This window comes from Saccharothrix stipae (genome assembly GCF_054781895.1).
In genome coordinates this window covers 299144-318654 of sequence record NZ_BAAGTN010000007.1, presented here as the reverse complement: position 1 = coordinate 318654, position 19511 = coordinate 299144, and the positions used below count along the sequence as shown (strand labels likewise).

Below are 19511 nucleotides of genomic sequence, written 5' to 3'. Positions count from 1 at the left end.
GGTGATCGGTAGGCTGCGGTGCGGACCACAGCGGAGGAGGCCGAGTGACGGCGAGCGACGGGCGGCTGGTCGGCGATCTGGCCAAGGCCATCGACGAGTCGGACTTCGCCTGGTCGCTGGTGCTCGTCGGCGAGGACCAGCGGGACAAGCTGGCCGCCCTCACCAGCGACCTGCTCGGCAAGCCGTCGACCGCGGGCGACGGCAAGCAGATCACCTCCGGCTACGCCTACTGGGGCATCGGACCGACGATCGCCTGGGCGCACGCCTGCGCCGACCCGTTCTACCTGGTGATGAAGCAGAGCCTGGACTCGTTCACCCGCCGCTGGGCACGGGTGCGCGGCCGGATCGGCGAGGGGTTCCACCACGTCAGCTTCGGCGTCGGCACCGGGCACAAGGACCGGCTCATCCTGGAGCACCTGCTGGAGCGCAACCCGGCCCTGCTCTACCTGCCGGTGGACATGAGCTCGGAGATGCTGCGGCTGGGCACCCAGGAGGCCACCCACCGCGTCGGCCTGCGCGGGCACCGGGTGGTGCCGGTGCAGCTGGACTTCTCCATCACCGACAACCTGGCCGAGCTGCGCGAGCTGATCCACCGGCTGGTCGGCGACGAGCCGGTGCTGTACTCGCTGCTGGGCAACACCATGGCGAACTTCGACCACGACGCCGAGCTGCTCGCGAACCTCACCGCGCTGGCCCGGCCGCAGGACCTGTTCCTGCTGGAGGTCGCCACCACCGAGGCGTTGAGCGACGACCTGGCGCAGGACGCGGTCCAGGAGTACGCCCGCAGCCGGGCCTACCGCGAGTTCGTGACCAGCGCGTTGCTGCACAACACCGACCTGACCATCAACGTGGACGCGGTGCAGTTCCGGGGCGCGGTCGAGGACGACCGGGCGTTGCGGGTGAAGGTCGTCTACCAGAACCAGACCGGCGGCGACATCATGATGATGCTGCCCGACCGCACCAGGGTGCCGTTCCCGGACCGGGACACCATCCGGCTCTACCTGACCCGCAAGTACGCGCGGAAGGCGTTGGAGGGGATCGTGCGCGAAGCCGGGATGCGCAAGGTCGTCGGCACGCACTCCGACTTCGCCGTGCCGCGCTCGTCGCAGGGCTTCGGGATGGACCTGCTGCTGCTCGCGCCCGGTGCGCAGGCGCCCGCGCCGAAGCCGGTCGACACCCTGGCCCGCGAGATCTGGGAGAACTGACCGAAGATGACCCGCGTCGTGATCACGGCGCTGACGTTCGGCGCGCTCGCGGTGGCGGTGGTGCTGGGCGTGAGCTGGTTCGTCGTGTCGCCGCCGGGCGACCGGTGGGAGCCCGCGGTGAACTCGTTCGCGCTGCTCGCGGGCATCACCGGCATCTTCGCCGAGCGGTGGGCGTCGCAGCGCGAGCAGCGCAACCAGGCGATCGAGTCGATCCGGCTGGAGATGGCGCGCAACCGGGAGACGCTGGACGGCGAGGCGTTCAGCCCGGAGGGCCCGCGGGGCAGGCGGGTGTACCCGAGGCTGGTGCAGTCGGCGGTGGACTCGGCGTTGTCGTCGGGCGCGCTCAGCCCGCACCGCGACGCCGACCTGATCGACCTGCTGCACCGGTGGCGCACGGCGGTGGCGTCGGTGAACCGGCGGCTGGAGCTGACCGAGATGCTGGTGTTCACCAGCCCGTCGGACCAGAAGGCCGAGCAGTTCCACGCGGCGCTGCACAGCGCGAGCAGCTTCTTCCAGGGGGTGCGGGCGCTGCTGGACGAGGCACAGGCCTACCTCGGCGGGCCCGGCGGGCGTTGACTCGCGAGCGTCGACCGGCGTTGGTGGGCTTCAGCAGGCGCTGGTCGGCTTCAGCAGGCGCTGGTTGGTGATAGCCCGAGCTGGTTGGTGATAGCCGGATCAGCTCGCGGCCAGCAGTTCCCGGTCGTCGTCGACCAGTTCCAGGCCGTCCACCCACCGCGCCACGGCGGCGGGTTCCGGGCGGATCGGGCCGCGCAGCCTGGCCAGCACGAACGGCGGCTCGGCGCTGTCGCTCTCCACCGCGACGGACCAGCCGCGGTCCTCGTCCCAGAGCAGCGCCACGTCCCGGTCGGCGAACCCGGGCAGGTGGCCGTCGAGCGCGAGGTAGGCGCCGAGGCGTGCGCCGTCGGACTGGACGCAGGAGGACTCGCCGCTGAGCCCGAGCGCGCGGGTCACCCTCGACACGTAGGCCAGCAGTTCGCGCACCGCGCTCTCGTCATCGAATTCCCAGTCCACCACGCACCACCGTCCCCACCCCGGAGTCCACCGACCGCGCGCCGAGTCGTCGGCGCGATCCGGGGTAACCCGATCGTGGAGTTCCGAAACCCGGACGTCCGGTTTGCTTGGCTCAGGACGCGGTCGGTCCGGGCTGTCCGTGCAGGTAGACGCCCACCCAGTCGACCGCGTCACGGGTCGGTGCGGCGGGCGGCGCCGACACGAAGTTCGCCGCGTCGTCGATGCTGCCGCTGCCGTCGTACCGCGCGGTCAGCGGGTACGGGAACACGGGCCGGGAGCGGACGACGCCGCCGTTCGCGTCACGGCGGGTGGCGATGACCCGCTCCGGCGCGACGCCCTGCTCGACCCACGCCAGCAGCTCGCGGATCGGGTCGAAGCCGGTCAGCTCGTCGCCGCCACCGCAGTGGCGCAGGCCCGGCACCATGAACACCCGGGCCCAGCCGCGGATGTCGTGGTCGTCGCGCCGGGCCAGCCGTTCGTAGTAGTCGAGCAGGCCGCGCGGTGGGACGCCCTGGTCGCTCCACCCGTGCCAGAGGATCAGCTTGCCGCCCGCGCGGCGGAACTCGTCCAGGTCGAGGCTCATCGCGTTGCCGCGCACGCCTTCGACGTTGAGCCGGGCGAACTCCTCGGCGGTGAACTCGACGTCGGCCAGCGACGAGGGCGGCGTGCCCACCGGGTAACCCATGCGCCGGAGGTAGTCGTCCGCGAGCAGCGCGGCCAGGGGGGTGTCGCCGTCGTCCGACGGCGTGATCCAGTCCTCCCAGGCCAGTTCGGAGCCGCGTTCCTGCCCGGCCGGGTAGAGCCTGTTGCCGCGGGCGTCCTCGGGTCCCGCGTACAGCTTGCGCACCACGTCGACCTGCGCCGCGGTGAGGCAGTCGGCGCCGTCCGGTGCGCACTCCAGCGGCGCCGGGTCGTAGTCGCAGCGGCGCGGGTCGTCGATCAGGCCGTCCACCAGGCCGTCGACGCGGTCGCAGTGCCGCATGACGGCGTCGTGCAGCACGGGCAGCCGGTCGGCGGTGAGCACCGGTCGACCGTCCGCGCCGGTGTTGGTGCGGGCCAGCCAGGCCTGGTAGAGCACCAGCGGGCTCTGGTAGTTGGCGGGCGCGCCCGCGATGACGCCGTCGAAGTCGTGCGGGTAGCGCTGGGCCAGCAACAGCCCTTCCCGGCCGCCGTTCGAGCAGCCGGCGAAGTACGAGAACGAGGGCGGGTCGCCGTAGTAGTCCTCGATGACGCGCTTCGCGGCCAACGAGACCACGTGCGGCGCGCGGAACGCGAAGTCGTCGCGAGCGGCCTGGTTGTCGACGGCCCACCGGCCATCGCCCGACCGCACCCGACCGCGGCCGACGTGCCCGTCGTCGGTGGCGGCCACCGCGACGCCGCCGATCTCGGGGCCGCAGTCGGGGAACGCGGGCGGCAGGAGTTCGCCGCAGAACCCGCCGCAGCCGTACTGGAGGTAGCGGCCGGTGTAGGTGGTGGTCGGCAGCTTCAGCTGGAACCGGATCTCCGGCTCGACGTACCCGAGCACGGCGCAGTGCGCGGCCTCGGCGCCGTCCGCCACCGGTTCCGCCTGCGTCACGTGCGCCCGGGCGCCGGGCACCGCGAAGTCGCCCACCAGGTCCGAGCACTCGGTCACGGGCCGGATCGTCCCGCCGTCCTCCCCCGGCGCCGCGGCGAGCGCGGCCAGCAGGGACGCCACCAACCCGAGCACCACAACCCACCGGATCACTCGCACCTCCTCCGCGGCCCATTCTGCCGATCAGTGCCACGCGGTTCGGTGTGCGGGGTCGGAATCGGGTCACGGGCGAGGTGCGCGGGGGCGGAATCGGATCAGGGGCGGGGTGTGCGGACGGCGACGGCGGCGATGTCGTCCAGGTACTCGGTGGTGAAGCCACCGACGACGTTCTCCGCTTCGGCGATCACCACGGTCACGCCGTCGACCGTGTCGGAGTCGTAGTTCAGCGCGGTGAAGGGGACGTCGTTGATCCGGAGCAACGATCCCGACAGCGGGGTGATGTCACCGGTGCCGTGGATGTCCTCGACGCGTTTGAACTCGCGCGCCTTGTCGCGGTCGTCGAACTCGATCCAGGCGACGAACACCACGGCCGTGCCGCCCTTGTCGTCGGTGACGGTGAACAGCATCCGGTCGAGCGCGACGCACGGGACGGCTTTCAGCAACTCCTGCACCTGGCCGAAGGAGTGGGAGACGCACTCGGCGTCCTCCCGGGTGGCCCGATCGACCACGCGCAGCCCGTTGTCCCGCCAGACCTCCTCCGGGTCCTCGGGCGCCGCGAGCCCACCCGCGCCCGCGGCCACCACACCGGCCAGCGCGGCGGCCGCGATCAACCCACCCGATCCCACCTGCCGCCACCTCCCCCACCGACCGGCACCGTCACCCACTGGTACCCGGTTCGAAGGTAACTCCCACCTGCTATCGGAGGACAGGCCCCGCTACCGAACGCCACGTCACCTGAGGTGCCCTGCGGCGAGCTCACTTAAGGCGCCGGGCGACGAGCTCACATGAGGTGCCGGGCGAAGAACCGGTTCCCGTCGTCCCCCTCGAACCGCGGCACGCCGGTGTGCCCGCCCATGTTGGCGTGCAGCGTCTTCTCGGCGGAGCCGAAGGCGTCGAACAGGTCCAGGGCCATCTGCCGGTCGTTGCCCTCGTCGTCCCATTGCAGGAGCACCAGCAGCGGAATGGTGACCTGCCGCGCTTGCTCGAACACGGCGCGCGGCACGAAGCTCCCGGCGAACAGGAGGGCGGCCGAGATGCGCGGCTCGACCACCGCCAACCGGACGCCGATGGAGATCACCCCGCCCGCGTACCCGACCGGGCCGTCGATCCCGGGCAGCGAGAGGAGGGCGTCCAAGGTGGCCCGCCACTCCGGGACCGCCTCGTCGACCAGCGGGAGGACGAGTCGGTCGACGATCTCGTCGGAGACCGGCTCACCGGCCTCCAGCGCCCGGTGCAGGTCGGCGCGGGCCTGTTCGGCGGGGGCGAAACGGGGTCGGTCACCGCCGCCGGGGAGTTCGATGGTGGCCGTGGCGAAGCCCGCCGCGGCGGCGTGCCGGGCTCTGGCCGCCAGTCGGGGGTACATCCTGGGCAGTCCGCCCGGGTGGCCGAGGAGGACCAGCGGGGTGGAGGTGGGGGTGGGGGTGGGTTCGGGCGTCCACAGGATGCCGGGGATTTCGTCGAGGGTGAACTCGCGTTCGAGGACACCGTCGGGGAAGCGCTGTTCGGCGGTGAATCGCATGGTCGTGCCTTTCGGGAGGGCTCGTGAACGGCGCTCCCGGACGACCTATCGCCCGACCGTGACCCCTGAGGGGAGCACCCATGTCGATACGTCCACGGGTACCACCTCCTCGTTCTCTCGCACGGCCTGCGAGAAGCAGCCTACCGGAGGCTACGACCCGAACGCCGCGATCACCGCGGCCATGTCCGCGCCCGCACCGACTCGACCGGCCGCGGTCCGGTAGTGCTCGTTCAGCACGCGCATCAGCCGGTCGTCGGTGCCGGTCGTCGCCATCGCGGCCATGATCAGCTCGCTGTCCTTGATCGCGCCGTCGACCCCGAACGAGGGCGGGAACTCGCCGTCGATCATGGCGCGACCCTTGACCTGCGCGTACGTGCTGTCCACCGGCCCTCCGGCGATAGCCTCGAAGAACGCGTCGGGATCCAGGCCGAGACCTCGGGTCAGCGCCACGGCCTGCGCGGTGGCCGCGGTGATCGACAGCACCCACGAGTTCGCGGCCAGTTTGAGCCGCTGGCCGTCACCAGGGCGTTCACCCGCCCACACCGTGCGGATCGCGATGGCCTCGAACACCGGCGCGACGGCCGCGCGCCACTCGACGGGCCCGCCCGCGAGGACGGTCAGCTTGCCCTGCTCCGCCGGTGCACGGGTGCCGAGAACGGGTGCGTCGATGTAGGGCACGTCGTGCATCGCGGCCAGTTCGGCGAGGTGGTCGCTGCCGGCCAAGCCGACCGTGCCGCACTGCACCCACACCGCGCCGTCCTCGACCGACGGCAGCGCCTCGGCCATCACCCCGGCGGTGGCGTCGGCGTCGAACAGCATCGTGATCACGGCGTCCGCGCCGACGACCGCGCTCTTCGGGTCGTCGGCGACCACGGCGCCCTCGTCGGCCAGCGGACGGGCCTTGGCCACGCTGCGGTTCCACACCACGACGTCCGCCTTGGCCCGCAGCAGGCTCCGCGCCATGCCGGCGCCCATCAGACCCGTTCCCAACACCACCACGCGCATGGGCCCAACATCCCACCATGGGCCGAATGGCGCATCACGAAGACGTCGCATGGGCTACGCGGAGTGAGGGCTGGGGGTGGGGGTCAAGGCAGCGAAGGGAGGTAGGACGGTGCACGCCGGGCGTGGGCGGTCCGTTCGAACGCGGCGGCGAAGCGCAGCACCGTCATGTCCGCCCCGTGGCCCGCCATGAACGACACCCCGATCGGCAGCGGCCCCGCGAACCCGGCCGGGACGGTGGCGTTCGGGTAGCCGGACACGGCGGCAGGCGTGGACGACCCGAGCTCGTAGGCGTCGCCGCTGCCGTACTCGGTCCGCCACGCGGGCCCGTTCGTCGGCGCCATGATCACGTCCAGCCGGTGCGCGGCCAGGACCTCGTCGATGGACCGACGGGCGAGCGCGGTGGCGGTGCGGCGTTGCTCGACGTAGGTCGGGTCGGTCACCGGCGGCGCCTGCTCGGCCTCGATGAACAGCTCCTGGCCGAACTTCCTCAACTCCACCGGGTCGGCCTCGTTGAACGCGATCAGCTCGGTCAGCGTCTTCGGCACGCCGGGCCGGGTCCGCAGGTACCGCTCCAGGTCGTGCTTGAACTCGGTGATCAGCGCCGGGAACTCGGCGGCCTCGACCTGGTCCTGGTAGGGCAGCTCCACCTCGACCACGGTCGCGCCGGACCGCCGGAGCACCTCCACCGCCGACTGCACGACCCGGTCCGCGTCGCCGTTGCGACCCGCCTTGCGCCACACGCCGACCCGCTTGCCGCGCAACGACGCGGAGTCGAGGCCGGCGGCGTAGTCGACGCCCTTGCCCTCCAACGCGGACATCAGGATCGCGGCGTCCACCACGTGCCGGGCCATCGGTCCGGCGGTGTCCTGGTGCGACGAGATCGGCACGATGCCGTCGCCACTGACCCGGCCGAGCGTCGGCTTGAGCCCGACCACGCCGTTCTGCCCGGCCGGGCAGACGATCGAACCGTCGGTCTCCGTGCCGACGGCGACCTGCGCCAACGACGCCGCCACCGCCGCGCCCGAGCCGGATGAAGAGCCGCACGGGTTGCGGTCGAGCACGTGCGGGTTGTTGGTCTGCCCGCCGACCGCCGACCAGCCGGAGGTGGAGGACGTGGAGCGGAAGTTCGCCCACTCGGACAGGTTCGTCTTGCCCAGCACCACCGCGCCCGCGTCACGCAGGCGTCGCACCAGCTCGGCGTCGTCGCGCGGCGGCACGCGCAGGGCGCGCGAACCGGCCGTGTTGCCCGTGGTCTTGGTGTCGATGTTGTCCTTGAGCAGCACCGGGATGCCGTCCAGCAGCCCCTTGGCCCGCCCCTGCCGACGACGCCGATCGCTCTGCGCGGCCTGCGCGAGCGCTTCGGGGTTCACCGCGACCACCGAGCGGAGCTCGCGGTCCACCGTGTCGATGCGGCGCAGGTAGGCGCGGGTGAGGTCGACCGAGGTGAGGGTGCCCGCGTCCATCCGGCGGACCAGGTGCGGGATGGTCGCGGCGTCCAGGTTCTCGACCGGGCGGGTGCGGGCGTCGGCCGGTCGGGTGTGGGCGTCAGCCGGTCGAGTGTGGGCGTCGGCCGGTGGTGCGATGACGAGCACGCACAGCAGGGCCGCGAGCAGGGATCGCATGGTGGCTACCCCAGACCCGGCGACCGGTCCCGGTCAACCCGCCGTTCGTCGGCCGCTTCGGGTCGGTGGCTCTGGGCGGCTGCGTTGGGTTACCCGAGGGGTTACCTGATCTGGGTTTACTTGCTCTGGGTCTACTTGCTCTGGGGCGGGTCGGCTGCCGAGGCGCGGGCGTGCAGGCGTTCGCGGATCTCGTCGGGGGTGTAGGCGCGGCGCTTGCGTTCCGCGCGTGCGATCACCACCCCGGTCGCCGCGACACCCGCGACACCGGCCAGGCCGAGCAGCTTCCACCAGCGCATCTGCCTAGGCTACCGGGATGGCTGGAACGAAGATCGGTCTGGACGAGGCGGTCGAGCTCACTCGAACCGGTGATGTCTGGTTGTTCCGCGGCAGCTCGGTCGCCGACCGGGCGATCCGCGTGACCACGAACAGCCCGGTCAACCACGTGGGGATGACCGTGGCGGTCGAAGACCTGCCGCCGTTGATGTGGCACGCCGAGCTGGGGCGCTCCTTGCCGGACGTGTGGACCGGCACGCACCACCGCGGCGTGCAGCTGCACGACCTGCGCGAGGCCGTGCTGGTGTGGGCGCGCAAGTACGGGCAGCGGGCGTGGCTGCGGCAGCTCGACCGGCCGACGACCCGTGAAGAGGACGACGCGGTGCTCCAGACGGTGGCGCGGCTCAACGGCACCCCGTTCCCCTCGACGGCGCGGTTGGCCACGAGGTGGTTGCGCGGTCGGCTGCCGAACTTGCGCAAGACCGCGGAGGCGACGCTGGAGACGGCGTACTGCGCGGAGGTGGTGGCGGTGACGTACGAGGCGATGGGCTTGTTGCCCGGTGGTCGTCGGGCGAACTGGTACGACCCGGGGAGGTTCTGGAGTGGGGACGAGTTGGACCTGTTGGGTGGGGCGCGGTTGGGGGACGAGATAGCGGTGGAGATCCCAGGGGTGTGAGATCCCAGGGGGTGGAGTGGTCGGGTCCGGCTCGATTTGACATGGGGCCCTTACGGGCACCCCAGGCAGGCCAAAGCCGGGCAGGCCTGGCGGATAAAGCGCCCGCCAAGCCTGCCCGGCTTCGTCCAGCCTATGGCACCCGAACCCATGTCAAATCGAGCCTCGGTGGGTCGGCGGCGGGTCCGTTGTGGGTGGGTTGGGGGTGTGGGCTCGGTGGGGGTGTGCCGGGTCCGTTGTGGGTGGGCCGGTTGGCTATTTGCTCACTGGGTTGATCGTCACCTTGGGAAAAACAGGCGTGCTCGGCGGCGGGTCGCCCTACCATCCGATTGGTGAACAGACGTTCAAGCGTGGCGTTGGTCGCGGTGTTGTTGGTTGGGTGTGCGGCTGAGGCGGAGGTGCCGCGGACGATGGCGGAGACCGGGTTGCTCGGGGCGCTGGCGGGTGCGCGGTCCACTGCCGAGTCGTCCGTGCTGGTCGAGTACGGCGATGTCGCGGCGGTGCGGGGGTTGCTGGACAAGGACGCCGGGCGCTTCGCGGGCTTGAGCGGCTATGGGTATTCAGGTGTGGCAGGGCACGTTGAGGTGCTTCCTGAGTTGGTCGGGTTCGATCCGGCACGGGCTGCTACGGCGTTGCGGGTGGGGCAGGCGCCCAGGTGGGCGGCGGTGTTGCGCATGGACGTCGACGTGGCGGCGGTGGAGGCGAAGCTGGCCGGGCTCGGCGGTCGTCGGGTTGGCTCGGGAGCCTGGGTCACTGGTGAGGACAACGAGGTGGACGCGGACGGTCCGTTGGCGGAAGCGGGGATCGTGAGCGGGTTCCAGCAGGTTCGGGTGGAGCCGGGCTCGGTTGCGCACTCCCCCACCGGCGAGGCGTTGACGTGGGTGACCGAGCCGCCGGGTGAGAAGTCGTTGGCAGCGGACCCCATGATCGGTGAACTGGCCCGGTGCCTCGGCGAGGTGTCGGCGGCGGTGATCAGCAAGCCCAAGAGCGGGTTGCCGGTGGCTGCCGGAGTGCGCACGACCCCGGCGGGTGAGAGCACGGAGGTCGTGTGCGTGCCCGACGAGAATCCCAATGCCCTCAAGGACCTCGTGCGGACCAAGTTGGAAGCCGCGCCCTGGTCGGAGGTGCTGCCCGGTGCGACGGCCGAGCAGCCCGGTGACCAGACCGGTGTGGTGCGGGTGCTCGCGCCGAACGCGCCGGAGGTCAGGGTTGGTCGGGTGCTCGCGGCGTTGCAGCGGGGTGAGTTGCCGACGTTGTTCGGCTGATTTTGGGGTTGCTTGGGGTGGGGGCGCTCGTATCGGTGAGGGCTCGGTTAGTCGAACCGTTGGGCGACCTGTTCCCTGCGGGCGGCGACGGAGGAGCCCGACTCGCGTTGGGCCATGCGGCGCAGGAGGAGTGGTGCGACGGTGAAGCCCACCACGGCCCATGCGCCGAGCGCGATCACGGTTTCCAGGTGGCGCCACGAGCCGCCGATTTCGGCCACGGCCGCGTTGTCCGGCAGCAGGGCCGACCGCAGGCCCAGTCCCAGCCAGTACAACGGGAACGCCTGGCCGACCCACTGCAACCACGCCGGCATCGCGGTGATCGGGTAGAACACGCCCGACACCACCACCAGGCCCATGAGCAGGAGGGTGACGAACCCGAGGTTCTGGGCGTTGCCGAACACCGCGCCCACGATCGCCCCGATCGGCAGGGTCGCGAGCAGGCCGAGGACCAGCACCCACGTCACCGTCAGCCAGGTCGACACCCGGCCGGTCGCCAGGCCGTCGAACAGCAGCAGCGCGGGCACCAGGACCACCGCCAGCACGGCGATCGTCATCGCCGCCTTGCCCAGCACCCTGCCCACGACGTAGGCGAGCACACCGTTCGGCGTCGCCTTGGCCCGCAGCAGCGTGCCGTCCTCGCGGTCCATGGTCAGCGCCAGCGCCAACCCCATCAGGCCGGTGAAGACGACGTTCATCGCGAGGATGCCGGGCACCGCCCGCGCGCCGAGCGGGAAGTCGAGGCCGGGGGCCGCGCCGTCGCCGAACGCGTACATCACCACCAGCGCGACCACCGGCAGCCACAGCCAGCCGATCAGCTCGCCTGGGTTGGTCATGGTCTGGCCGAACTCGATCCGGCCGCGTCGCACGCCGGCGCGCACGGCCATCACCCCGGGGTTCACGCGGCCACCGCCTCGGACTCGCGCACGAGGGCCAGGTACACGTCCTCCAGGCCGACCTTGCGCACCTCAAGGTCCTGCACCGCCTTGCCGTGCTCGGCGAACAGCTCCCGCACGTAACCGGTGGAGTCGGCCACGGACCGCACGTGCTCCGCGCCGTCGAGCCGGTACCTGACCTCGGCCTCACCCGCGATCCGGGCGGCCAGTTCCGCCGCCGTGCCGTCGGCCACCACCCGGCCGGACACGAGGATCACGATGCGGTCGGCCAGTTTCTCGGCCTCGGTCAGGTCGTGGGTGGTGAGCAGGATCGAGGTGCCGGACAGCCGGCGCACCAGCTCGTGGAACTCGCGCCGCGCCTCGGGGTCGAAACCGACCGTCGGCTCGTCCAGGAACAGCAGGTCCGGCCGTCCGACCAGGCCGACCGCGACGTCCAGCCGACGCCGCTGGCCACCGGACAGGGCGCCGATCCTCCGGTCGGCGTGGTCGGTCAGGCCGACGAGGCCGAGCAGCTCGTCGGGATCGAACACCTGCTCGCGGTAGGGCAGGTAGAACAGGCTCAGGTACGACAGCAGCTCGCGCACCCGCCAGCGGCCGTGGTCGCGCCACGATTGCAGCACCACGCCCAACCTGGCCCGCCACGCCTCGTCGGCGTTGTCCGGGTCGACGCCGAGCACGCGGACGTCGCCGTCGGACCGCGTGCGGAAGCCCTCCAGGATCTCGATGGTGGTGGTCTTGCCCGCGCCGTTGGGACCGAGCAACGCCACCACCTCACCTGGTCCGACGGTCAGGTCCACCCCCTTCAGAACGTCGGTGGAGCCGTACCGCATGCGCAGGCCGTGCGTCTGCACGACCGGTCGTTGTCGCTGGTTGTCGCCGGTTTGCATGGCTTCAACCGTATCGTTGAACCTCCTAGTTGAGAGTTTTGACAGCTTCCTGCCTGGTGGTGTGGTCAAGTGGGTGGGTAAGCTTCAAATTCCCGTTGAACCCAGGGGAGTTGACGGTGTCGCTTCGCCCGGTGGATCTCGCTCGCGCGGCGGGCATCTCGGCCCAGCAGGTGCGCAACTACCTCGACGCCGGGGTGCTGCCGCCCGCCGAACGCTCGCCGGCGGGGTACCGGAGGTTCGACGAGCGGCACCGGCAGGCGTTGACGACGTACCGGGCGCTGGGGCGGGGGTACGGGTGGGAGGCCGCCAAGGCGATCATGCGCTCGATCCACGACGGTTCGCCGGACCTGGCGTTGGCGCGGGTGGACGCCGAGCACGCGGCGGCGCACGGGCAGCGGCTGGCGTTGCGGGCGACGGCCGAGGCGCTGGAGGCGGTGGCCGTGCACCCGCCGGACGCGGTGCCGCGCACGGGGTTGCGGGTCGGTGAGTTGGCGGCGCGGCTGGGCGTGCGGCCGTCCGCGTTGCGGGTGTGGGAGGCGGCCGGTCTGCTGCTGCCCAAGCGCGACACCGACGGGCACCGCCGCTTCGGTGCGACCGAGGTCCGCGACGCCCGGTTGGTGGCCACCCTGCGGCAGAGCCGCTACCCGCTGCCCACGATCAAGCCGATCATGGACGAGTTCCGCAGCTCGGGTGGCGCGGACGCGTTGCGCGCGGCCATCACCGCACGGGAGGCGGACCTCGGTCGTCGGGCGATGGCGATGCTCGAAGCGGCCAACGCCCTGCACGGCTACCTGGTCGTCAGCCCGGCCTCGTAGGCCAGGATCGCGGCCTGGACGCGGTTGGCCACCTCAAGCCGGTGCAGGATCGCGCTGACGTGCGCCTTCACCGTGCCCTCCACGAGGCCCAGGCGGCGGGCGACGTCCTGGTTCGACAGGCCCTCCCCCACCAGCGCCAGCACGTCGCGTTCACGGCCGGTGAGCGCGGCGACCCGCCGGCGCGCGTCGTCGAGCCTGGTGAGGCGCCCGCCGCGCAGGTCGGCCACGACGCGGTGGGCGATCTTCGGCGAGAGGTAGGCCGCGCCCTCGGCGACGGCGCGCACGCCTATCAGGAGTTCCCTCGGGTCGGCGGCCTTGAGCAGGAAGCCGTTGGCGCCCTCGCCCAACGCCCGCGCCACGTACTCGTCCTCGTCGAACGTCGTGAGCATCAGGACCGCGACCTCGGGTACGGACCGGCGCAGCTCGACGGCGGCGGCCAGGCCGTCCAGGCGAGGCATCCGGATGTCGAGCAGCACGACGTCCGGCCGGTGCTCAAGCGCCAACGCGACCGCCTCGTGCCCGTCCGCGGCCTCGGCGACCACCTCGATGCCCGGGTCGGTGGCGAGGATCGCCTTCACCCCGGCGCGGACCATCGCCTCGTCGTCGGCCAGCAGCACGCGGATCACGCCGGTCCCTCCCCACCGGATCGCACGGGCAGCCGTGCCACGACGGTGAACCGCCCGGCCGCCGGGCCCGACCGCAGCGTGCCGCCGAGCAACCGGACCCGCTCGGCCAAGCCCGCCAGCCCGCTGCCGTCGCCCGGCGGCACCGGGTCGGCCGGGTTCACCACGGTGACGAGCACCTCGTCGGCCGATCGGCGCACCTCGACGGTCACCGGCGCACCGGGCGCGTGGCGGGCGGCGTTGGTCAGCGACTCCTGCACCACCCGGTGCACCGCGCGGTCCACCAGCGGTGACAGCGGTGTCGTGTCGCCGACCTCGGTGAGGACCACGGGCAGCCCGGCTCGTGCGGCCCGTTCCACCAACACCTCCACGCTCTCGTCCGGCGGTTCGACCGGCGCGCCGACGCCCTGGCGCAGCACGCCGACGGTGTGCCGCAACCGGTCGGTGGCGGTCACCGCCGACGCGCGCAACCCGGCCGCCGCCGCACGGGTCGAGTCGGTGTCGGCGGTCAGCTCCAACGCGCCGGCGCGCAGCGCGATCAACGCCAGCTCGTGGCCGAGCGAGTCGTGCATGTCGGCCGCGATCCGGGCGCGCTCCAGCAGCCGGGCGCGTTCGGCGACCAACTCCTGCGCCCGCTCCAACCGCACGATCCGCTCCCGTCCGGCCTCGACCAGCTCGGCCTGCTGCCGCCGGAACCGACCGGCGAGCCAGGGCAGCAGCACGGACAGGCCCAGGCTCGCCAACGCGCCGACGCCCTCCCACACCCGCACCGCGGTGATGACCAGTCCGGCCGCGGCCACCAGGCCCACCACCAGCCCGCCGCGACGCACCGGCAGGTGCCGGCCGAGCAGGTAGGCCACGACCGCCAGCACCACGTACGCCAGCTGCCGCCACGCCGGCATCGCGTCCGTGCTCAGGCCGTTGACCAGTCCCGCGACCGCGACGACCGCGAGCACCGCCCCGTTCCGCATGGCCCGCACCCTACGTCTCTCCTCAGTGGACCGTCGAACGCAATCGCAGCAGGCGCGCGATCGCGGTCGCCACGCCCGCGAGCGCCACCACCAGCACGGTGATCGACAGCGGCGCGGCGAAGTAGGTCAGCTGCGCCCACGTGACGGCCCGCCCGTTCATCAGGACCGAGACCAGGTCCGGGTAGGCCGCGAACACGGCCGCCGGCAGGAGCAACGGCACGAACCGCGGCCACACCCGCCACGGTGGCGAGCCCGCACGACGCCGTGCCCACCGGGCCGACCGCCGCACGCCCAGCACGCCGAGCCCCACGGCGAGCAGCGCGATCAGGCCGAGCACCAGCTCGAACAGCTGCCGCGCGCCACCGACGGGCTCCGGCTGCCGCCCCTCGCTCAACGCGATCAGGCCCAGGAGGATGTCGTAGGTGTCGTCCTGGAGCGCCGCGCTGTTGGCCAGCACGGCGAACCCGTACCCGGTGCCGGGCACGACCGCCTGCACGGCCGAGTAGGTGAACAGGTTCCCGGGGTGCACCAGCGTGCCGTCCCGCGGGATCCAGCCCATGGCGTAGTCGTCCACAGTGGACGAGGTGTGCATCGTGCGCAGCCCTTCGGGCGACACCAGCGCCACGCCGTTCCCGGTCTGGCTGATCAACCACCGGCCCATGTCCGCGGCCGTGGTGATGACCCCGCCGCCACCGCTGGAGTCGAGGAACCCGGGCAGCTCGGCACGGCTCACCCAGGCGCCGAACAGCGAGTTGTAGCCGTCGGCGGGCCGGACCTCCTCGGCCGACACCGCGCTGCGCCCCATGCCGAGCGGGGCGAACACCCGCTCCCGCAGGTATTCGCCGAACGACCGGCCGCTCGCCACCTCCACCAGCCTGGCGGCCAGGTCGTAGTTCACGTTGCAGTACTCGTAGCGCGTGCCCGGGTCGGCGGCCAGCGTCGCCTCGCCCAAGCCGGAGGCGTACTCCGCGAGCGACGTCGCCGATTCCAGCGCCGTCACGTCGATCGTGGTGTCGGAGAAGCCCGACGTCTGGTTCAGCAGGTGCCGGACCGTCACGCCGGTGAACCTCGGGTCGGCCATGGTGACGCCGGGCAGCTGGTCGGCCACCGGCTCGTCCAGCCCGATCCGCCCGTCCTCCACCAGCGTCATCACGGCCATGGCGGTGAACGACTTGCTGACCGAGGCGATCCGCATCGGCGTGTCCGCGGTGACCGGCGCGCCCTCGGAGTCCTCGCCGTAGCCGGCGGCGTGCACCACGCGGTCGTCGTGGGTCACCACGATCGACACGCCAGGCAGACCGGTGTCGTGCACGACCCCGGCCATGTAGTCGTCGATGGAGGCCGGTGCCGGCTCGGCGTGGGCGGCCGGGGTCAGGAGGGCCGCGGCGACGATCACCGCGCCGATCAGGGTGGTTCTCATGCGGTGAAGCTACGAACCGGTGGCGTGCCCGGGCATCAGGCCGCAGACCGGATCCACCCCTGACGAAGGTAAGGGGTGGCGGCGGCACACCTCCACCCAGGCGTTCGCCGGCGCGGTACGGTGGCAGCACACCGCCTCCTGCACACCGTTGTGATCACCGGAGGTAGCAGTTCATGAGGTCTCTCATACGCGTCGGCCACGTGCTGACGGCGGTCGTGTTCGCCGCCGGGCTCGCGGTCACCGCCCCGGCCGACGCGGCACCGCACTGGGTGCCGCCGCGCGTGGACAACCCGTACGTGGGCACCCGCGCCTACGTCAACCCGGAGTGGGCCGCACGCGCCGCCGCCGAACCGGGCGGCACGGCCGTCGCCGGCCAACCCACCGGCGTGTGGCTGGACGACATCGCGTCGATCGAGGGCTCGGACGGGAGGATGGGCCTGCGCGCCCACCTGGACGAGGCTTTGCGCCAACGCGCCGGCCTGGTGCAGCTCGTCCTGTGGAACGCGCCCGGCCGCGACTGCGGTTGGCTGTCCACCAACGGCGAGCTGGCCTTCGGCGAGCTCCCGCGCTACAAGCAGGAGTTCATCGACCCGATCGCCCGGATCCTGGCCGAGCCCGCCTACGCGCGGCTGCGGGTGGTCGCGGTCGTGGAGCCCAACTCGTTGCCGTTCCTGGTCACGCACGTGCAGCCCCGGTACGAGGCCACCCTGAGCTGCGAGCAGGTCAGGGCGTCCGGCGCCTACACCGAGGCCATCGGGTACGCGTTGGCCAAGCTCGGCGCGATCCGCAACGTCTACAACTACCTCGACATCAGCCACCACGGGCACATCGGCTGGGACGACAACCGCAAGCCGGCGGTGGCGCTGCTGGTGAAGGCGGCGAGCTCGGGCGGCAGCACGCTGGGCGCCGTGCACGGCTTCATCGCCAACACGGCGAACTACTCGGCGCTGCGGGAGGAGTTCATCGTCAAGACCGTCATCAACGGGCAGCACATCCAGCAGACCAGGTGGGTGGACTGGAACCCGTTCCTCGACGAGCTGTCCTTTGTGGACCGCATTCGGGCCGAGGCGTTCGCAGCGGGCTTCGACCCGCGCGTCGGCGTGCTGGTCGACACCTCGCGCAACGGGTGGGGCGGCCCGAACCGGCCGACCGGGCCCGGGTGGGAGTCGAACGTGGAGACCTACGTCGAGACCAGCCGGGTCGACCGCAGGCTGCGGATCGACAACTGGTGCAACCAGACCGGCACCGGCCTGGGCGAACGGCCCGTCGCCGCGCCGCGGCCGAACGTCGACGCGTACGTGTGGATGAAGCCGCCGGGCGAGTCGGACGGCGCGAGCCTCCCGCTGCCGATCGGCGACCAGAACCACAACCGGATGTGCGACCCGGACTACCAGGGCCGCCCGGATGCCAGCCCGGACCCGACCGGCGCGTGGCGCAACGCGCCGCCGGCCGGCCACTGGCACTCGGCGCAGTTCCAGGAACTGCTGCGCAACGCCCACCCGCCCGTCAACTAGATTTCTTGCGGATAATCCAGTGTTGTCCCGGTAGCTAGACTGGGGCCATGTCCGCCATGGCCCCAGCCCGCACCGAGTCCGACCTGTCGTTCCTCCTGGACCACACCGGCCACGTGCTGCGCACCCGGATGGCCGCGGCACTGGCCGAGATCGGCCTGACCGCGCGCATGCACTGCGTGCTCGTGCACGCCCTCCAAGAGGAGCGCACGCAGATCCAGCTGGCCGAACTCGGCGACATGGACAAGACCACGATGGTCGTCACCGTCGACGCGCTGGAGAAGGCCGGCCTCGCCGAGCGCCGGCCGTCCAGCACGGACCGGCGGGCCCGGATCATCGCGGTCACCGAGAAGGGCGCCGAGCTGGCCGCGCAGAGCCAGGCGATCGTCGACGGCGTGCACCGGGCCGCCTTGGACTCGCTGCCCCAAAAAGATCGAGAGGCCCTCCTGCACGCACTGAACCTGCTGGTCAGTGGCCATCTGGCCACCCCGATCACGGCACCGCAGACGGCTCGTCGGGCCCGCGAGAGCACGAGGTAAGTCCGCAAGAGATTGTCTGCAACGGAACTATCCGCTACGGTTCCTCCTGTCACCACCCGAACAGGAGAGACCGATGTCGCCCTCGCTCGACACACCGCTCGAAACGCCCCGTGCGAACCGCTGGTCCGCGCTGGTCGTGCTGTCCGCCGCGATGCTCATGACCATCCTCGACGGCAGCATCGTGACCGTCGCAATGCCCGCCATCCAGCGTGACCTCGGCTTTTCCGACGCAGGCCTGAGCTGGACGGTCAACGCCTACCTGATCGCGTTCGGCGGCCTGCTGCTGCTGGCCGGGCGGCTCGGCGACCTGATCGGCCGCAAGACGATGTTCCTGGCCGGGACCGCCGTGTTCACCGCCGCGTCGCTGCTGGCGGGCGCCGCGTCCACACCCGGACTGCTGATCGCCGCCCGGTTCCTCCAGGGCGCGGGCAGCGCGATGGCGTCGGCGGTCGTGCTCGGCATCCTGGTGACGCTGTTCACGGAGCCCGCGGAACGCGCCAAGGCGATCGGCGTCTTCAGCTTCACCGGCGCGGCCGGCGCGTCCATCGGCCAGGTGCTGGGCGGCGTGCTCACCGACGCGCTGAGCTGGCACTGGATCTTCTTCATCAACCTGCCGATCGGCGTGGCCACCGTGCTGCTGGCGATCCGGGTGCTGCCGACCGACCGGGGCGCCGGCCTGTCCGCGGGTGCCGACGTGCTCGGCGCGGCGCTCGTGACCAGCGGTTTGATGCTCGGCATCTACACCGTGGTCAAGGTCGAGCAGTACGGCTGGACGGCGGCGCACACGCTCGGCCTCGGCGCCGTGTCGGCCGCGTTGCTGGCAGCGTTCACCGTTCGGCAGGCGAAGGCGCGGACACCGTTGATGCCGCTGCGGATCCTGCGCTCCCGCAACGTCGTCGGAGCGAACCTGGTGCAGGTCCTCACGTTGTCGGCGATGTTCGCGTTCCAGGTCATCGTCGCGCTGTTCATGCAGAAGGTGCTGGCCTACGGCGCGCTGGCCACCGGGCTGGCGATGCTCCCGGCCGCGGTCGCCATCGGCGGCGTGTCGCTGTTCGTCTCGGCGCGGCTGAACACCCGGTTCGGCGAGCGCGCGGTGCTGCTGGTCGGGTTGGTGCTGCTGGCGGGCGCGATGGTGAAGCTGACCGCGGTCCCGGTGGACGCCGACTACGTCACCGACCTGCTGCCGGTCATGCTGCTGATCGCCGGTGGCGGGCTGGTGCTGCCCGCCCTGGCCTCGCTGGGCATGTCCGACGCGAAGCCGGACGACGCGGGCCTGGTGTCCGGGCTGTTCAACACGACCCAGCAGGTCGGCATGGCCGTGGGCGTGGCCGTGCTGTCCACCTTGGCGGCCGCGCGGACCGAGGGGGAGCTGGCATCGGGGGTCGCCGAGCCGGCCGCGCTCACCGCCGGTTACCACGTCGCCTTCACCGTCGCCGCGAGCCTGCTCGCCGCCGCGTTCGCGGTCACGCTGATCGTGCTGCGCAAGCGCCCCACTGCCTGACCCTCCCCCGTTCTCATCCCCCGAA

Annotated in this window: 20 protein-coding genes; 8 read left to right on the top strand and 12 right to left on the bottom strand. The window is 71.9% G+C overall.

All coding sequences use genetic code 11. The features are described 5' to 3' along the window. Positions 1-44 precede the first annotated feature (44 nt). Together ACYVLT_RS14200 and ACYVLT_RS14195 are read left to right on the top strand one after the other, a co-directional pair. Positions 45-1205: an L-histidine N(alpha)-methyltransferase gene (locus tag ACYVLT_RS14200; protein ID WP_461120636.1), complete on the top strand. Its 1161-nt coding sequence runs from the start codon at positions 45-47 to the stop codon at positions 1203-1205. Positions 1206-1211: 6 nt separating this feature from the next. Beyond that, positions 1212-1781, top strand: coding sequence for a hypothetical protein (locus tag ACYVLT_RS14195; RefSeq protein ID WP_461120635.1), 570 nt, complete (start codon positions 1212-1214; stop codon positions 1779-1781). 99 nt (positions 1782-1880) lie between these two features. Here the strand turns inward: ACYVLT_RS14195 and ACYVLT_RS14190 are convergent, their stop codons facing one another. From ACYVLT_RS14190 to ACYVLT_RS14160, 7 genes are all read right to left on the bottom strand, one after another. Further along, a complete protein-coding gene (locus ACYVLT_RS14190; RefSeq protein WP_360451134.1) occupies positions 1881-2237 on the bottom strand; it encodes a DUF6292 family protein in 357 nt (118 codons plus the stop codon). Positions 2238-2349: 112 nt separating this feature from the next. Next, positions 2350-3963, bottom strand: a complete 1614-nt coding sequence (locus tag ACYVLT_RS14185; protein WP_461120634.1) for a tannase/feruloyl esterase family alpha/beta hydrolase — start codon at positions 3961-3963, stop codon at positions 2350-2352. Positions 3964-4064: 101 nt separating this feature from the next. Further along, complete coding sequence (locus ACYVLT_RS14180) at positions 4065-4595, bottom strand: hypothetical protein (protein ID WP_461120633.1); 531 nt, start codon at positions 4593-4595, stop codon at positions 4065-4067. A 155-nt stretch (positions 4596-4750) separates the two neighbouring features. Next, positions 4751-5488, bottom strand: coding sequence for a dienelactone hydrolase family protein (locus tag ACYVLT_RS14175; protein ID WP_461120632.1), 738 nt, complete (start codon positions 5486-5488; stop codon positions 4751-4753). Between the two features lie 150 nt (positions 5489-5638). Beyond that, positions 5639-6544, bottom strand: coding sequence for an NAD(P)-dependent oxidoreductase (locus ACYVLT_RS14170; protein WP_461120631.1), 906 nt, complete (start codon positions 6542-6544; stop codon positions 5639-5641). 32 nt (positions 6545-6576) lie between these two features. Continuing rightward, positions 6577-8115 (bottom strand): amidase, encoded by a 1539-nt coding sequence (locus ACYVLT_RS14165; RefSeq protein ID WP_461120630.1) that lies wholly within the window; start codon positions 8113-8115, stop codon positions 6577-6579. A gap of 131 nt (positions 8116-8246) precedes the next feature. After that, positions 8247-8411, bottom strand: a complete 165-nt coding sequence (locus ACYVLT_RS14160; RefSeq protein WP_461120629.1) for a hypothetical protein — start codon at positions 8409-8411, stop codon at positions 8247-8249. A gap of 17 nt (positions 8412-8428) precedes the next feature. On the opposite strand from ACYVLT_RS14160, the gene ACYVLT_RS14155 reads away from it, so the two are divergent. Together ACYVLT_RS14155 and ACYVLT_RS14150 are read left to right on the top strand one after the other, a co-directional pair. Then, entirely contained in the window at positions 8429-9064 is a 636-nt protein-coding gene (locus tag ACYVLT_RS14155) for a hypothetical protein (protein WP_461120628.1), read from the top strand. A 329-nt stretch (positions 9065-9393) separates the two neighbouring features. Beyond that, positions 9394-10326: a hypothetical protein gene (locus ACYVLT_RS14150; RefSeq protein WP_461120627.1), complete on the top strand. Its 933-nt coding sequence runs from the start codon at positions 9394-9396 to the stop codon at positions 10324-10326. Between the two features lie 47 nt (positions 10327-10373). Here the strand turns inward: ACYVLT_RS14150 and ACYVLT_RS14145 are convergent, their stop codons facing one another. Then, a complete protein-coding gene (locus ACYVLT_RS14145; protein ID WP_461120626.1) occupies positions 10374-11225 on the bottom strand; it encodes an ABC transporter permease in 852 nt (283 codons plus the stop codon). Next, on the bottom strand, positions 11222-12106 hold the full coding sequence (locus tag ACYVLT_RS14140) for an ABC transporter ATP-binding protein (protein WP_461120625.1): 885 nt from the start codon (positions 12104-12106) through the stop codon (positions 11222-11224). The genes ACYVLT_RS14145 and ACYVLT_RS14140 overlap by 4 nt, the downstream gene beginning before the upstream one ends. Positions 12107-12237: 131 nt before the next feature. Between ACYVLT_RS14140 and ACYVLT_RS14135 the strand changes: the two genes are divergently transcribed. Further along, a complete protein-coding gene (locus tag ACYVLT_RS14135; RefSeq protein ID WP_461120624.1) occupies positions 12238-12921 on the top strand; it encodes a MerR family transcriptional regulator in 684 nt (227 codons plus the stop codon). Here ACYVLT_RS14135 and ACYVLT_RS14130 read toward each other — a convergent pair. The 3 genes from ACYVLT_RS14130 to ACYVLT_RS14120 are packed head-to-tail and all read right to left on the bottom strand — an operon-like array spanning position 12894 to position 15935. After that, positions 12894-13547: a response regulator gene (locus tag ACYVLT_RS14130; protein WP_461120623.1), complete on the bottom strand. Its 654-nt coding sequence runs from the start codon at positions 13545-13547 to the stop codon at positions 12894-12896. The two genes, ACYVLT_RS14135 and ACYVLT_RS14130, sit on opposite strands and share 28 nt — an antisense overlap. Next, complete coding sequence (locus ACYVLT_RS14125; RefSeq protein ID WP_461120622.1) at positions 13544-14515, bottom strand: sensor histidine kinase; 972 nt, start codon at positions 14513-14515, stop codon at positions 13544-13546. The genes ACYVLT_RS14130 and ACYVLT_RS14125 overlap by 4 nt, the downstream gene beginning before the upstream one ends. Positions 14516-14537: 22 nt before the next feature. Then, complete coding sequence (locus ACYVLT_RS14120; protein ID WP_461120621.1) at positions 14538-15935, bottom strand: serine hydrolase domain-containing protein; 1398 nt, start codon at positions 15933-15935, stop codon at positions 14538-14540. Between the two features lie 173 nt (positions 15936-16108). Between ACYVLT_RS14120 and ACYVLT_RS14115 the strand changes: the two genes are divergently transcribed. From ACYVLT_RS14115 to ACYVLT_RS14105, 3 genes are all read left to right on the top strand, one after another. Beyond that, positions 16109-17449: a glycoside hydrolase family 6 protein gene (locus tag ACYVLT_RS14115; protein ID WP_461120620.1), complete on the top strand. Its 1341-nt coding sequence runs from the start codon at positions 16109-16111 to the stop codon at positions 17447-17449. A 47-nt stretch (positions 17450-17496) separates the two neighbouring features. Beyond that, entirely contained in the window at positions 17497-17985 is a 489-nt protein-coding gene (locus ACYVLT_RS14110; protein ID WP_461120619.1) for a MarR family winged helix-turn-helix transcriptional regulator, read from the top strand. 73 nt (positions 17986-18058) lie between these two features. Then, positions 18059-19486 carry an MFS transporter gene (locus ACYVLT_RS14105; protein WP_461120618.1) on the top strand — a complete coding sequence of 476 codons (1428 nt, stop codon included), beginning with the start codon at positions 18059-18061 and terminating at the stop codon, positions 19484-19486. The last annotated feature ends 25 nt before the right edge of the window (positions 19487-19511 follow it).

Coding starts and splice junctions, on each gene's coding strand:
- ACYVLT_RS14115 (WP_461120620.1), top strand. CDS start 16,109: ATGAGGTCTCTCATACGCGTCGGCCACGTGCTGACGGCGGTCGTGTTC.
- ACYVLT_RS14120 (WP_461120621.1), bottom strand. CDS start 15,935: ATGAGAACCACCCTGATCGGCGCGGTGATCGTCGCCGCGGCCCTCCTG.
- ACYVLT_RS14105 (WP_461120618.1), top strand. CDS start 18,059: ATGTCGCCCTCGCTCGACACACCGCTCGAAACGCCCCGTGCGAACCGC.
- ACYVLT_RS14165 (WP_461120630.1), bottom strand. CDS start 8,115: ATGCGATCCCTGCTCGCGGCCCTGCTGTGCGTGCTCGTCATCGCACCA.
- ACYVLT_RS14170 (WP_461120631.1), bottom strand. CDS start 6,544: ATGCGACGTCTTCGTGATGCGCCATTCGGCCCATGGTGGGATGTTGGG.
- ACYVLT_RS14160 (WP_461120629.1), bottom strand. CDS start 8,411: ATGCGCTGGTGGAAGCTGCTCGGCCTGGCCGGTGTCGCGGGTGTCGCG.
- ACYVLT_RS14125 (WP_461120622.1), bottom strand. CDS start 14,515: ATGCGGAACGGGGCGGTGCTCGCGGTCGTCGCGGTCGCGGGACTGGTC.
- ACYVLT_RS14175 (WP_461120632.1), bottom strand. CDS start 5,488: ATGCGATTCACCGCCGAACAGCGCTTCCCCGACGGTGTCCTCGAACGC.
- ACYVLT_RS14195 (WP_461120635.1), top strand. CDS start 1,212: ATGACCCGCGTCGTGATCACGGCGCTGACGTTCGGCGCGCTCGCGGTG.
- ACYVLT_RS14110 (WP_461120619.1), top strand. CDS start 17,497: ATGTCCGCCATGGCCCCAGCCCGCACCGAGTCCGACCTGTCGTTCCTC.
- ACYVLT_RS14155 (WP_461120628.1), top strand. CDS start 8,429: ATGGCTGGAACGAAGATCGGTCTGGACGAGGCGGTCGAGCTCACTCGA.
- ACYVLT_RS14140 (WP_461120625.1), bottom strand. CDS start 12,106: ATGCAAACCGGCGACAACCAGCGACAACGACCGGTCGTGCAGACGCAC.